The organism is Thalassococcus sp. BH17M4-6 (genome assembly GCF_049323015.1).
In the GTDB taxonomy this organism is placed as follows: domain Bacteria; phylum Pseudomonadota; class Alphaproteobacteria; order Rhodobacterales; family Rhodobacteraceae; genus Puniceibacterium.
The window spans coordinates 35,698-49,558 of the sequence record NZ_JBMPGU010000002.1 but is presented as its reverse complement, the minus strand read 5'-3'; the positions used below and the strand labels follow the sequence as shown (position 1 = coordinate 49,558).

Genomic DNA, 13,861 nt, shown 5'->3' with positions numbered 1-13,861 from the left:
GGGGTGGCGCTTCTGATCGGTCCGCTTTGGCGGTTTATCCCGGCCACATCCGGACGCAGCCACCGCTTTGCACCAAGCCCTGCCAAAGCGCCGCCCCGGGGGGCGGGACGGCGCTGACACGGCGGCCGCAAGCGGCCTTGATCCCGTGTCGGCACCAGCGGCGCGGTTCGGACTGGCCCGTCGCCACTGCCCACCTGCGCCGAAACGCCAGCTTGCCACGGCGCCGCACCGCAGTATTGTGCGGGCATGTCACGCGGTTCCACCCTTCTGAGCACGCAAATCCCTGACCAGCGCGTCACGCTGATCAGCAACACCGCGCCGATTTCGACACCGACCCACGGCGGGCGGGCCAAGTGTCTGCAGCGGCTTGTCCGGCTCAACCTGCCGGTGCCGCGCACCGTCGCGCTGTCTTTCGACACCGTACATAAGCTCGCCAGCGGCGCGCTGCCCGACATCGCCAAGATCATCCGCAACTTCGCCCCCGACACACTGCTGTGCGTGCGCCCGTCCTCCGAAGATCCGGACTGGGGCGGGCCCAGTGCCATCCTCAACATCGGGATGAACGACGCGCGGCACCTGGAACTGTGCCAGGACCTGGGAGAAGAGGCCGCGACCTCGGCCTACCTGCGGTTCATCCAGGCCTATGCCGTGCACGTGGCGCGGCTAGATCCGGACATGTTCGACGACCTGGACGAAGCCGCGCCATCGGTTCTGGCCGATGCGCTGGCCACCTACGAGCAGGAGGCCGAAGAGGCGTTTCCGCAGGATCCCGAACGGCAATTGTCCGAGGTGCTGCGGTCCATGGCCCGCGCCTGGGAAGGCACCACCGCCCGGCTGCTGCGCCAGGCCAAGGGGGCTCCGGTCGATGCGGGCCTGGGCCTTGTGGTGCAGGCGATGGTGCTGGGCCTCGGGGCCGGCGAATGCGGATCGGGCGTGCTGCAACTCGTGAGCTCCGAAACCGGGCTGCCGCAGATCACCGGGCGCTACCTGAGCCAAAGCCAGGGCCGCGAGGCGCTGGAACGCGGCGCGGCCTCGCTGTTTCTGGAGCGGGACCCGCGCGGCCCTTCGCTCGAGGAACTGGCGCCCGAGGCCTTTGCCGAACTCAAGGCGCATGCGGCGCTGATGCGGCGCAAGCTGCGCACCGAGATGCAGATCGAATTCACCATCGAAAACGGCGCCGTGCATATCCTTGATGGCGTGCGCGTGCGCCGCACCCCACGCGCCGCCGTGCGCATCGCCGTGAGCCTGGCCGAGGATGGCATCATCACCCCGCAAGAGGCGGTGATGCGGGTTGAACCGCGGGCGCTGTCGGAACTGCTGCACCGGCAGGTGGCCGAAGGCGCCGCGCGCGACATCATCGGCCATGGCGTCGCCGCCAGTCCCGGTGCGGCTACCGGGCGCATCGTCTTTTCCGCCGCCGATGCGCAGGCCAGCGCGGCGCGCAACGAACCCTGCATCCTCGTGCGCCGGGAAACCACGCCCGAGGATGTGCGCGGCATGCACGCGGCGAACGCGGTGCTGACCGAACGCGGCGGCATGACCAGTCATGCCGCCGTCATTGGGCGCGGTCTCGGCCTGCCGTGCGTGGTGGGTGCGGCCAACATGCGCTTTCAGTTGCAGCGCAAGACGCTGATGTCGTCGGACGGGCGCGCCTTCCGCGAAGGCGACACGATCACCGTGGACGGCACCAACGGTCAGGTCCTGTCGGGCAGCCCCGACATGGTCGAGGCGATGCTCGACGACAGTTTCCAGACCCTGCTGGCCTGGGCCGATGCCGAACGCGACATCGGCATCCGCGCCAATGCCGACACCCCCGCCGACGCTCAGACCGCGCGCAACTTTGCCGCCCAGGGGATCGGCCTCTGCCGCACCGAGCACATGTTCTTCGAGGCCGACCGCCTGACCGTCATGCGCGAGATGATCTTTGCCGATGCGGCGCAGGACCGGCGCGCCGCGCTGGATCTGTTGCTGCCGATGCAGCGCGCCGATTTCACCGAGCTTTTCAGCATCATGCAGGGCCTGCCGGTCTGTATCCGGCTGTTCGATCCGCCGCTGCACGAATTCCTGCCCACCGACCGGGCCGGCATGCGCGATCTGGCCGAGGCGCTGGATCTGCCCATCAGCGATGTCACCCGGCGGGTCGAGGCGATGGGCGAATACAACCCCATGCTGGGCATGCGCGGGGTCCGGCTGGGCGTCACGGTGCCCGAAATCTATGACATGCAGGCGCGCGCCATCTTCGAGGCGACGATCGACGCCAGCCGCGACGGCGACCCGGTGGTGCCCGAGGTGATGATCCCGCTGGTGTCGGCCAAGCGCGAGGTCGAACTGGTGCGCGCGCGCATCGACGCGGTGGCCGCCGCCGTGCGCCACGAACGCGGGCGCGATTTCACCTACCGGCTGGGGGTGATGGTCGAGACCCCGCGCGCCTGCCTGCGCGCCGACGAAATCGCGCAGCACGCACATTTCCTGAGCTTCGGGACCAACGACCTCACGCAGATGACCTATGGCCTGTCGCGCGACGATGCGGGGCGGTTCATGTCGGACTACGTGCGGCTCGAGGTGTTTCCCGAGGATCCGTTCCACGTGCTTGATATCGACGGCGTCGGAGAGCTTCTGCGGATCGGCGTGGAGCGCGGACGTGCCCGCCACGAGGGCCTGACCATGTCGATCTGCGGGGAGCATGGCGGCAACCCCGAATCGATTGCCTTCTGCCGCTCGGTGGGATTTGACTACGTCAGCTGCTCTCCGTTCCGCGTTCCCGTGGCGCGACTTGCTGCCGCACAGCTCGCGATACGCGACAAGATCGGGTAGGCCGCTTGGCCGTTGTCCACACCATCTGCCCTCGGCGCTGGTGTAGAAGCGGCTATGACCAATAAGCATACCGCCTGAACTTTACCCAAAGACACAATTTGTCTAAGACGCAGGCGTTTTGTGAACGTCCGCGCTGCTCGCCGGAAAAACGCGAAACCGTCCGTTCCGTTCCGAAAGGTAGAGAGAAAATGAAGTTCCGTACGCTTGCCATGGTCATCCTGACCACCCTGATCAGCCTGCCCGCCGCCGCCGAGCGCGAAGCCAACGCCGCCGAGTCTCTGCTGCAACTGGAAAAACACGGTCTGAAATCGGCCTCTTTCTCGCGCCTGAACGAACTGACCACGGCGTCCACCGACGTCGATACCGACAACATCCGTTACGATTCCAGCTGGGTCCGGTCGCAGCCCAAGCCCACCGGCGGCGCACAGTGGCAGTGCCTCGCCGAGGCGCTGTATTTCGAAGCCCGCGGTGAAACCGTGAGGGGACAGTTTGCGGTGGCCGAGGTCATCCTGAACCGGGTGGACAGCCCGCACTATCCCGGGTCGGTCTGCGGTGTCATCAACCAGGGCACCGGCCAGAAATACGCCTGCCAGTTCACCTATACCTGCGACGGTCATCCCGAACACATCTCCGAGCCGCGCGCCTTCGATCAGGTGGGCAAGGTCGCCAAGGCGATGCTGTCGGGCGCGCCGCGCAAGCTCACCGACGGGGCCACCCACTACCATACCACCGCCGTCAGCCCCCGCTGGGCGCGGAAATTCCCGCTGACCGCGCGCATCGGCGTGCACCTGTTCTATCGCCAGCCGACGCAGCTGTCGCAGAACTGAGCGGCGGGTCCGGGGGGCTTTCGGCGCCCCTCTTCACCCCTCTGCGATCAAGGCTTCCATCCGGGTGACGAACCGCTTGGGAGACAGGTCTTTGGCCCAGGTCTGCCGCGTCGCCGCCGACAGGCGCTGGCGCAACTTCGGATCACGCAGCAGCGGGGCCAGCGCCGATTGCAGCGCGCCTTCCTTGGCCACATCGACGCAAAGCCCGTCGACACCGTCGGTCAGATAGCCGGCGCTGCCCGATTGCGCCGAAATCACCGGGATCGTGCCGAAGGCCATGCCTTCAACCGGGGAGATCCCCAAAGGTTCGTCAAAGGACGGCAACACGCAGATCGCGTGGCTGGCATAAAGCTGCGGCATCTCGGCGTAAGGCACGTGCACGCGGATGTCGATCCAGTCGCAGGTGTCCGCACGGGTCTGAACCTCTTGGAAATAGGCCGCGCCGCCGTCCTGATTGTCGCGCGGCGCGCTGCCGACCAGCGTCAGGCGCGCGGCCTCACCGCCCCCCAGAGCTGCCAGCGCGTCGATCAGCGCCAGATGGTTCTTGCGCGGATTGCCGAACTTGGCGACGCAGAGCACTGGCACTGGTGAGGCGCGCAAGACGGCATCGGTCACTTCGACACCGCCCGCCGGGGCGACGGGCCAGGGCATGTAGCGCGCCTTGCCCTGCCGTTCTGTCCGGTCCCCCGCGCTGCGCACCGGCGTGATCCGGCCCGGCGGCAGCCCGCGCCACCGATGCAGCAGGCGCTGTTTCAGGGTCGGCATGTCCCCCAGCGGCAGCAGATCATAGCGCATCGCCCGCAGCCGCAGCTTGCGCGCGGCCAGCGCCGCCTGACGCGACAGTTCGTGCGCGGTGCGGATGAACACGATATCCGGGCGCGCGGCCTTCAGCGCGGCCTCGACCGCGCCCGGTTCGGGCTGGCGGCCCAGAACCACGGGGGTCACGTGGCGATGATCCTCGCCCGTCCCTGTGAGATTGACCAGAATGCTGACCTCGTGCCCCGCCGCGATCAGCGCCGCGGTGGCGTGATAGAGGTTGGTATGGAACCGCGGAACCACAAAGGCGATGCGCGCCATGGCCCTAGCCCGACGGATCGCGCCAGCGGTTCACGATCGGATACCGCCGGTCGAGCCAGAACGCGCGCTTTGACAGCCGCGCCCCGGGGGCGGACTGAAAGCGCTTGTATTCACTGATATAAAGCAGATGCTCGACCTTCTTGGCATCGGCGCGGTCATAGCCTGCGGCGACGCAATCCTCGATGCTGCCGTCGTCATCGACGAGGATCTTCAGGATCCCGTCCAGCACCGGGTAGTCGGGCAGCGAATCGCTGTCCTTCTGGTCTTCGCGCAGTTCGGCCGAGGGCGGCTTGGAAATCACCCGCTCGGGGATCACCTCGCCCTCGGGGCCCATCATCCAGTCGCGGTGGTTGGCATTGCGCCAGCGGCAGATTTCGAAGACGCGGGTCTTGTAGAGATCCTTGATCGGGTTGTAGCCGCCCGCCATGTCGCCATAGATCGTGGCATAGCCCACGGCCACCTCGGACTTGTTGCCGGTGGTCAGCAGCATCTCGCCGAACTTGTTGCTGAGCGCCATCAGCAGCAGCCCGCGCAACCGGCTCTGGATGTTCTCTTCGGTCAGGTCCGGCTCTGTTCCCTCGAACAGCGGCGCCAGCGTCGTGGTGATCGCGGCGCGGGCTTCTGCGATGGGGACAAAGTCGTAGCGGCAGCCAAGCGCCTTGGCCACGGCCTTGGCGTCTTCCAGCGAATGCTGCGAGGTGTATTCCGACGGCAGCATGACGCAGCGCACGTTGTCGGGTCCCAGCGCGTCGGCGGCGATGGCGGCGACGATGGCGCTGTCGATGCCGCCAGACAGGCCCAGCAGCACCTTCTTGAACCCGGTCTTGCGCATGTAGTCGCGCAAGGCGGTGACCATGACGCGGTAATCCTGTTCCATCATGTCGGGATGGGCGGTAAACGGCCCCTCGAGCGCGCGCCAGCCGTCAGGGCCCCGCTCCAGATCCACGTGCGCCACCACCGCGTCGAAGACCGGCAGTTTCACCGCCAGCTTGCCGCCGGGGTTGAGCACGAAAGACCCGCCGTCGAACACCTGATCGTCCTGCCCGCCCACCATGTTGAGGTAGATCAGCGGCAACCCAGTCTCGATCACCCGCGCCACCATCTTGTTGAGCCGGGTGTCGAACTTGTCGCGGTAGTAGGGCGATCCGTTGGGCACCAGCAGGAACTCGGCCCCGGTTTCGGCCAGGGTTTCGGCCACGTCCTCGTGCCAGGCATCCTCGCAGATGGGACTGCCGATCCGGGTGTTGCCCACCGAATAGGGCCCGCCGATGGGGCCGGAATCGAAAATCCGCACCTCGTCGAACACCGTTTCGTTGGGCAGATGATGCTTGAGCACGGTCGACGCGATCTGCCCGCCCTTGCAGATGAAATAGGCGTTGAAAAGCTCTGTCCCCTCGACCCATGGTCCGCCGATGGCCAGCGCCGGGCCGTCGGCACAGTCGGCCGCCAGCGCCTTCACCGTCTTGATCGCCTCGGTATAGAACGCGGGCTTTCGCACCAGATCCTGCGCATTGTAGCCGGTGATGAACATTTCCGGCAGGGCGACAAGATCCGCCCCCGCGTCGCGCCCCTGTTCCCAGGCATCGCGCGCCAGATCCGCATTGCCCGCAAGATCCCCCACGGTGGGGTTGAGCTGCCCAAGCGTCAGCCGAAACCGGTCTGCCATGCCGCCGCACCTTTCTTCACATTCGCAGGATCACATAGCAGAACCACGCCCGAGGGAAACCCGCCGCGCCGGATTAGCATTGCCCCTGCCGCCCCGGTCCACTAGTTTTTGCCACCAGAGCAGGCACTTTGATGTGACCGGGGGCAAACGGCATGACCACAGGCGGCAGGATACTTCTCGCGGCGACATTCGGCATTCTGGCAGGCGCAGCCCTGGCCCAGGACGGCGAGGTGATCACCAAGCAATACGATGACGGCGGCGTTTACGAGGGCACGTTCCGCAACGGGTTGCAGGACGGCACTGGCACATACCGGCTGCCCAATGGCTATGAATACACCGGCCAGTGGGTGAACGGAGAGATCCGCGGCGAAGGCGTCGCGCGCTTTCCCAACGGATCGGTCTATGAAGGCCAGTTCGCCAAGGGCAAGCCCGAGGGCGTGGGCAAGATCGTCTTTGCCGATGGCGGCACCTACGAGGGCACCTGGCTTGACGGCAAGATCACCGGCCAAGGCGTAGCGATCTATGCCAACGGCGTGCGCTACGAAGGGTCGTTCCGCAACGCCCTGCACCACGGTCGCGGCACCATGACCTCGCCCGGTGGCTATACCTACGAAGGCAACTGGGTGAACGGCGTCAAGGAAGGCAACGGCACCATCACCTATCCCGACGGGTCGGTCTATGAGGGCCGCGTGGCCGATGGCGCGCGGTCGGGCCAGGGCAAGCTGACGATGCCCGACGGGCTGATCTACGAAGGCATGTGGCAGGGCGGACAGATCGACGGTGTCGGCAAGCTGACCCAGCCCAACGGCGACATCTACGAAGGCGAACTGGTGGCCGGCCGCCGCGAAGGCGAAGGCAAGGTGACCTATGCCAACGGCGACATCTACGAAGGCGATTTCGTCGCCGACCAGCGCCAGGGCCAGGGCACGTTTGTCGGCCAGGACGGTTACCGCTATTCCGGGTCCTGGGTCGCGGGCCAGATCGAGGGCGAGGGCCAGGTCGAATACCCCGACGGCTCGGTCTATGTGGGCCAGTTCCGCGGCGATCTGGCGAACGGCACCGGCAAGATCACCTATCCAGACGGGTCGACCTACGAAGGCGCTTGGGTCGACGGGGTGATCGAAGGCGAAGGCCGCGCGGTCTATGCCAACGGCATCACCTACGAAGGCAACTTTTCCAACGCCCGCAACGACGGTTACGGCGTGATGACCTATGCCGACGGCTATCGCTACGAAGGCGAATGGAAGGACGGCCAGCGCGAAGGGCAAGGTGTGGCCACCTACCCCGATGGCACGGTCTACAAGGGTCAGTTCGTCGACGGCCAGCGCCATGGGACCGGCGAAATCGTCATGGCCGACGGCTTCACCTACACGGGCGACTGGAACGCGGGCCAGATCGACGGCGAAGGCGTGGCCACCTACACCAACGGCGACGTCTACGAAGGCACCTTCAAGAACGGCAAACGCGAAGGGCCCGGCACCATGCGCTATGCCACCGGCGAGGAAAAGACCGGCGACTGGATCAACGGCGCGATCAAGAGCGACGGCTAGATCTGCTGTTCCAGAAAGGCGTGGATCTCCTGCACCCGCTCTGAAATCTCGGGCACCAGTTCCTCTGGCGCGAGGGCGATGCGCGGCCATGCCGCGCTGACCAGAATCCTGTCGTCAAAGACCATCGACGGCATCTGGCACGCTTTCACATCGCAATAGATGACAAGCGCGGCATTGCCGCCGTCGACAGGCACGATCTGGCAGCTTACCTCTTGGGCCGCTGCGTCGCTGACGCAAACGTAGGTCTCACCCCTCAGCGTGGTCGTGTCCGCCCGTGCCAGCCGGTCGCGATGGCGGCGGGCACTGGCGTCGGCCTCCTCCAGCGGGGCGAGGCTCGCCATCAGCCGCAGCGCCGTCAGGTCAAGCGCCGCGACCGCCAGATCCACCTCGACGCTGAAGACCACAGGGATCGGCAGCGCGCGGCCATCTCTGGACACCTCCGGCACGCTGCGGCAGGCCGAGCGTTCCTCGACCAGCAAGCGCGTGCCGGCGGCGTCGAAGGCGCGAAAGATGACGCCGCCGCGCCGGATGATCCCGTCGGGGCCTTCGCTGCCGAAATCCACAAAGCGGTAGGAGGGCGGACAGATTTCGGCCCGGACCGGAACGGCCAGACCGATGAGAAAAAACACGGCGATTGCCGGGACCAAACTTTGCACCAAGATCATGCCCGCAGATTAGCGCAGACCGGCGAAATCGCAATCTCGGGCAGGCCGGGGCGCCAAAAACGAAAAAGCCCGGACACATCCGCCCGGGCCCGATGCGCTCGACCGCGCAACATATCCCTGTCCGGGGCGGGCTCAGCCCATTCCCAGTGCTTCCTTGTACATCTCGAGCACCGCCTCTTCCTCGGCGATGTCGTCGGGTTCGCGCTTGCGCAGGGCGATGACCTTGCGCATCACCTTGGTGTCATAGCCGCGTGCCTTGGCTTCGGCCATGACCTCTTTCTGCTGGTCGGCGATGTCCTTCTTTTCCTGGTCAAGCCGTTCGATACGCTCGATAAACTGGCGCAATTCGTCGGCGGTCACGCGATAGGTGTCGGGGGTCTGCTGCTCGTCCATCTGGCTCTCCTGCGCGGGGGTTGCCCTTCCCTAGCGCCGTGCCACGCGGCCATCAAGGGGTTGCGGCAGGGCGCGCGATGAATTACCGCCACGCATCGACAAACCGAACGAAAGGCCGCGCATGGACCTTCTGATCTGGCTTGGTGCCATCCTGTCTGCCCTGGGGCTCGTGGGGCTGGTCTGGTGCATCCTGCGCGTGGCAAAGGCCAAGCGCGCGGGGCTCAAGGATGACGAATTGCGCGCGGTGGTGCACAAGACCATTCCGCTGAACATGGGCGCGCTGATGCTGTCGGTGCTGGGCCTGATGATCGTGATCGTGGGCATCTTTCTGGGCTGAGACCCGGCGCCGGACCTTCAGCCGCAGAACCGGTTGCCGTTCTTGATCAGCTCGGGCCAAAGCGGTCGGGGCTGCCAGAACGCCTTGTCCACATGATCGAAGCGCCGCATCGCCTGGCTGACCGCGAACAGTCCCAGCAGATCGGCGGCCTTCATCGGCCCGCCGCGCCGACGCGGGAAATCATGCGCCAGCAGCATCACCACGTCGATGTCCGAGGCGCGGCTTACCCACCGCTCTTCCAGCAGGCGCGCGCCTTCATTGGCCAGCGCGCCGATGATCAGGGTCACGATATGGCTGGCCTTCATCGGCGCGCCGATGGGCCGGGCGCCGTCCAGGATACGCGCCACCGCCGGGTCGGCCTCGGGCGCGCCTCCGCCTGCGGGATAGGTATAAAAGCCTTGCCCACCTGCCCGCCCCGTCCGGCCCTGCGCGGCCAGCAGCGCGGACCAGTTGCGCGCGCCGTCGGCCCGTGGCTGGCCCGCCAATTCCGCCAGACCCAGCAGATCGCGCGTCTCGAACGGCGGGCGGCTCCAGCCCCAGCCGCGCAGCGCCGCGTCGATCGCATAGGGGCTTTGGCCCGCATCGACCAGAGCGTCTGCGGCGCGTTGCAGCGCCGCCATCATCCGCCCCGCCACGCTGTCGCCCATCGACGCGACGCGCACCGGCACCTTTTTCATCGCGCGCGCCAGCGCCAGCCCCGCCGCGAGCTGCGCCGGGACGGCGCCCGGCCCTTCGATCACTTCGACGAGGCGCGAGGCAAAGACCGGCACCGAAAAACGCACCCCCAGTTCATCGACCCGTTCCGACATCGCCACCGCGCGGATCGCGCCCTGGGGGGCGGGCACGTTGCCCTGCCCGCGCGCCGCATGCAGGATGATGTCGCTGCCCGGCGTCATCGCGGCGCTGTCGCCGTGGGTCAGGTTGGCCAGCAAGGCGTCGGCCCTGGCTTGTGAAACCGCGCCGCGCGCGACGCTTTTAGCGAACAGCGCCCTGACCTGCGCCACGCCCTGCGCCAGTGGTTCGGGATCGCGCGTGCCCCAGCGCACCTGCAACTGCGCCTGCAGGGCCGAGGCGGCGATCTGCATGGCCAGCGGCCCTCCCCCCAGCACGCAGATTGTGCGGATCGGAGGCAGCATGACGTCCTCGGGCAGGTCGAACCGGCCCGCCGCGCGTTCCGCCAGATAGCCGTGCCGCAACGCCGCGGACTGGTCCGACGCGGCCAGATCGGCGGCGCTTTCCGCGTCGAGCGCCAGCCCGGCCTCGAAGGGCAGCAGCATCGCCGCCTCGACCGCCGCGATCACTGCGTCCCGGCTGGCCTCTGGCCGGGCGGGGGCAGCGCCGCGCGCTTCGGCCAGCTGCGCCTGGTAGGCCGCCGGATCGCCGAAGCCCGCGCGGATATCGCGCGTCGGTCGCGGGCCATGGCCGCCGCTGCGCAAGGACAGGCAGAACCGCTGCGTGACCTCTGCCAGGTCGCCGTCGGTGACGCTGTCGAAAAGCCCCTCTGCAGGCGCATTGGTCACGTCGAAGCCACGCCCGCTGAGCAGGATATCAAGTGTCGGCCCTGCGCCGATCAGCCGGGGCAGACGTTGCGTCGTGCCCGCGGCGGGCATCAGGCCGAGGAGGATCTCGGGCACCGCGACGCTCGCCCCCCTGTGGGCGACGCGGTAATGCGCCGACAGCGCCAGCGCCAGACCGCCCCCCAGCGCCGTGCCATGCACCGCCGCCACCACCGGTTTGCCGCAGCGCTCGACCCGGTCGCACAGCTCTGCCAGTGTCGGGGTTTCGGGGGCGCGGCCCGCATCGGTCACATCGTCACCGGTGGGAAAGCTGCGCCCGCCCCCGATCAGCATGATTTCCTGCACCGCCGGATCGGCCTCGGCCCGGGCGATCCCGGCCATGAGGCCCGCCCGCACCGGGCGGGTCAGCACGTTGGACGGGGGGTGCGCCACGGCAAGACGGGCCACGCCGTCCTGGACGGAATAGAGAATAGCCTCGGACATCTGCCTGCCCTTTCCCCCGGAGTTTCCCGCGCGGAAACTCACCTACCTGCGCTTTTATGCGCCTTTGCAGGGTATTAGAGGCGAAAGCACAGCTTTAGGCAAGACCGGCCAAGGGCAGCCGCCGATTTGACGGCTGCCGGGCCATGCGCCGCGGTGCGGCCAAGGGAATGGCGAAGGTTCAGACCGGCAGGTTGTCGAACATCGCCTCGATCTCGGCATCGCGCTGGTTTTCGATCACCCGGCGGGCCGCGCGGGGGACGGTGCCGCCGAACGATTCAAGGGCGCGGACCGCGTGCGCCAGCTGGTCGACCAGCGCGCTGCGGGTCTGGGCATCGCTTCTGGCGATTTCGCTTTGCAGCGTCGACAGCCGGTGGCTGAGTTCCTGTTCCGTCATGGTCGTGATCCTCCCAAATCGGTCCCTGCGGGGACCTGTGCCATGCGATTGCGGTGCCGTGTATGCGACCGCCTTTTTTGTGACTCGTGGTCCGCGACGGGCCACTCGCCTTCTACGTGTGCCCCAGGTCCTTTGGCGCATCAAGCTTTTCCGGACCCTGCCCCCGGCCCCGGCACGAGATTGCCCTGAAAGCAGGCAGTTTCCGGCCGGTTTGAACAACACGTCGCTACCCGATAAATGCGACGGTTCCTTAAAGACCGGTAAACGTCGCCGCGAGTATCGGCAATTTCCCAGAACCGCGCCTTGATGCAGGTCAAGGCGCGGTTCTGCTTGCAACATATTCCTTATTCACTATATGTTTTCGACAGCGAAGGGGACCCGCCATGCGTTCGCCAGATGTGACCGGCTTTTTCGACGAGGCCACCAACACCATTTCCTATGTCGTCCGCGACCCGTCGGGCAGCGCCTGCGCGGTGATCGATTCCGTGCTGGATTTCGATTATGCCTCGGGGCGGACGGACACGCGTTCGGCGGATGCGATCATCGCCTATCTGACCGCCGAAGGGCTGGAGCCGCAATGGCTGCTGGAAACTCATGTGCATGCCGACCACCTGTCCGCCGCGCCCTATATCCAGGAACGTATGGGCGGCAAGATCGGCATCGGCGACCGGATCACCGTGGTGCAGGAGACATTTGGCAAGGTCTTCAACGAAGGCACGGAATTCCAGCGCGACGGATCGCAGTTCAACGCGCTTTTCAAGGACGGCGACAGCCTGCACATCGGGCAGATGCGCGCCGATGTGATGCACACGCCCGGCCACACGCCGGCCTGCCTGACCTACGTGATCGGCGATGCGGCCTTTGTGGGCGATACGCTTTTCATGCCCGACTTCGGCACCGCGCGCTGCGATTTTCCCGGCGGATCGTCCGAGACGCTTTTTGCGTCGGTGCAGAAAATCCTCGCTCTGCCGGACGAGACGCGGATCTTCGTCGGCCACGATTACAAGGCACCGGGGCGCGAGGAATATGCCTGGGAAACCACGGTCGGCGCGCAGAAGGCGATGAATGTGCATGTGGGCGCAGGCCGGTCAAAGGACGACTTCGTGCAGATGCGCGATGCCCGCGACGCGCAGCTGGCCATGCCGAAGCTGATCATCCCGTCGCTGCAGGTCAACATGCGCGGCGGCCACATGCCGCCCGCCGATGCGCAGGGCGGTGTCTATCTCAAGGTGCCGATCAACAAGCTTTGAGCGAAAAGAAGGGAACACACAGATGCCAATGGACTGGATCTACGGCCTGCTGGGCGGGCTTCTCATCGGCTGCGCCGGAGCTGTCTACCTGCTGGCCAACGGCCGCGTGATGGGGGCCAGCGGCATCATCGGAGGGCTGGTGGACGGCAGCGGCCTGTCGACGAAATGGGAACGACTGAGCTTTCTGGCGGGCGTTGTGCTGCTGCCGGTGCTGCTCTTGCCGGCCTGGGGGCCGATGGACACGCATATCACCCCGAACCTGATCGTGCTGGCTGCAGCGGGCCTGCTGGTCGGCGTCGGGACGCGGCTGGCCAATGGCTGCACCTCGGGGCACGGGGTTTGCGGCATCTCGCGGCTGAGCCTGCGGGGCATCGTCGCCACGGCCTTCTATATCGGCGCGGGCGGCCTGACGGTCGTGCTCTTCCGCCACATCCTGGGGGTGATCTGATGCGCAACCTGTTTGCATTCGTGGCCGGGGGCCTCTTTGGGGCCGGGCTGATGATTTCCGGCATGACCGACACCGCCAAGGTCCAGGGCTGGCTTGACGTTTTCGGCGACTGGGATCCGACGCTGGCCTTCGTGATGGGCGGGGCGATCCTGCCCATGGCGCTGGCCTGGGCCGTGTCCCGGCGGCGCGCGGCGCCGCTGAACGGCGGCACCTTCCCCACCCCGCCAGAGCCGCGGCTGGGGCGCAACCTGGTGCTGGGGTCGGTGCTCTTCGGCATGGGCTGGGGGCTCGCGGGGCTGTGCCCCGGTCCGGCGATCGCATCGCTCAGCTACGGCGGGCCGGGGTTGCTGGTCTTCCTGGCGGCGATGCTGACCGGCATGGCGGCGATGCCCCGGCTGCGGCTGCGGCTGGACAGGGCCCTGCAGGCAGAGTAATTCCAC

The 13,861-nt window shown here is 66.9% G+C and carries 13 protein-coding genes; 7 read left to right on the top strand and 6 right to left on the bottom strand.

Annotated elements, in window-relative coordinates; translation table 11 throughout:
* The first annotated feature begins 246 nt into the window (after positions 1 to 246).
* Together ACOXXX_RS02660 and ACOXXX_RS02655 are read left to right on the top strand one after the other, a co-directional pair.
* Positions 247 to 2,814: a putative PEP-binding protein gene (locus tag ACOXXX_RS02660; RefSeq protein ID WP_422825000.1), complete on the top strand. Its 2,568-nt coding sequence runs from the start codon at positions 247 to 249 to the stop codon at positions 2,812 to 2,814.
* Between the two features lie 188 nt (positions 2,815 to 3,002).
* Complete coding sequence (locus ACOXXX_RS02655) at positions 3,003 to 3,641, top strand: cell wall hydrolase (protein WP_422824999.1); 639 nt, start codon at positions 3,003 to 3,005, stop codon at positions 3,639 to 3,641.
* A gap of 33 nt (positions 3,642 to 3,674) precedes the next feature.
* On the opposite strand, the gene ACOXXX_RS02650 is transcribed toward ACOXXX_RS02655, so the two are convergent.
* Positions 3,675 to 4,718: a glycosyltransferase family 4 protein gene (locus tag ACOXXX_RS02650; RefSeq protein WP_422824998.1), complete on the bottom strand. Its 1,044-nt coding sequence runs from the start codon at positions 4,716 to 4,718 to the stop codon at positions 3,675 to 3,677.
* Positions 4,719 to 4,722: 4 nt separating this feature from the next.
* The gene (locus ACOXXX_RS02645; protein ID WP_422824997.1) at positions 4,723 to 6,384 is read right to left on the bottom strand and encodes an NAD+ synthase; all 1,662 of its coding nucleotides are present in this window, start codon (positions 6,382 to 6,384) and stop codon (positions 4,723 to 4,725) included.
* A 152-nt stretch (positions 6,385 to 6,536) separates the two neighbouring features.
* Here ACOXXX_RS02645 and ACOXXX_RS02640 point away from each other — a divergent pair, with 152 nt between their 5' ends.
* Positions 6,537 to 7,934: an MORN repeat-containing protein gene (locus ACOXXX_RS02640; RefSeq protein ID WP_422824996.1), complete on the top strand. Its 1,398-nt coding sequence runs from the start codon at positions 6,537 to 6,539 to the stop codon at positions 7,932 to 7,934.
* On the opposite strand, the gene ACOXXX_RS02635 is transcribed toward ACOXXX_RS02640, so the two are convergent.
* Both ACOXXX_RS02635 and ACOXXX_RS02630 read right to left on the bottom strand, forming a co-directional pair.
* On the bottom strand, positions 7,931 to 8,563 hold the full coding sequence (locus tag ACOXXX_RS02635; RefSeq protein ID WP_422824995.1) for a hypothetical protein: 633 nt from the start codon (positions 8,561 to 8,563) through the stop codon (positions 7,931 to 7,933). The genes ACOXXX_RS02640 and ACOXXX_RS02635 overlap by 4 nt on opposite strands.
* A 168-nt stretch (positions 8,564 to 8,731) precedes the next feature.
* A complete protein-coding gene (locus tag ACOXXX_RS02630) occupies positions 8,732 to 8,992 on the bottom strand; it encodes a DUF2312 domain-containing protein (protein ID WP_422824994.1) in 261 nt (86 codons plus the stop codon).
* Between the two features lie 121 nt (positions 8,993 to 9,113).
* Between ACOXXX_RS02630 and ACOXXX_RS02625 the strand changes: the two genes are divergently transcribed.
* Entirely contained in the window at positions 9,114 to 9,329 is a 216-nt protein-coding gene (locus ACOXXX_RS02625; protein WP_422824993.1) for a hypothetical protein, read from the top strand.
* Positions 9,330 to 9,346: 17 nt separating this feature from the next.
* On the opposite strand, the gene ACOXXX_RS02620 is transcribed toward ACOXXX_RS02625, so the two are convergent.
* On the bottom strand, positions 9,347 to 11,329 hold the full coding sequence (locus tag ACOXXX_RS02620) for an enoyl-CoA hydratase-related protein (RefSeq protein ID WP_422824992.1): 1,983 nt from the start codon (positions 11,327 to 11,329) through the stop codon (positions 9,347 to 9,349).
* Between the two features lie 178 nt (positions 11,330 to 11,507).
* Positions 11,508 to 11,723 (bottom strand): hypothetical protein, encoded by a 216-nt coding sequence (locus tag ACOXXX_RS02615; protein WP_422824991.1) that lies wholly within the window; start codon positions 11,721 to 11,723, stop codon positions 11,508 to 11,510.
* A gap of 383 nt (positions 11,724 to 12,106) precedes the next feature.
* Here ACOXXX_RS02615 and ACOXXX_RS02610 point away from each other — a divergent pair, with 383 nt between their 5' ends.
* Genes ACOXXX_RS02610 through ACOXXX_RS02600 form a run of 3 tightly spaced genes read left to right on the top strand, consistent with a single transcriptional unit; the run spans position 12,107 to position 13,855 of the window.
* Positions 12,107 to 12,973, top strand: a complete 867-nt coding sequence (locus tag ACOXXX_RS02610) for an MBL fold metallo-hydrolase (RefSeq protein ID WP_422824990.1) — start codon at positions 12,107 to 12,109, stop codon at positions 12,971 to 12,973.
* A 22-nt stretch (positions 12,974 to 12,995) separates the two neighbouring features.
* Complete coding sequence (locus ACOXXX_RS02605; protein WP_422824989.1) at positions 12,996 to 13,421, top strand: YeeE/YedE family protein; 426 nt, start codon at positions 12,996 to 12,998, stop codon at positions 13,419 to 13,421.
* Positions 13,421 to 13,855, top strand: a complete 435-nt coding sequence (locus ACOXXX_RS02600; RefSeq protein ID WP_422824988.1) for a DUF6691 family protein — start codon at positions 13,421 to 13,423, stop codon at positions 13,853 to 13,855. Before ACOXXX_RS02605 ends, ACOXXX_RS02600 begins: the two co-directional genes overlap by 1 nt.
* The last annotated feature ends 6 nt before the right edge of the window (positions 13,856 to 13,861 follow it).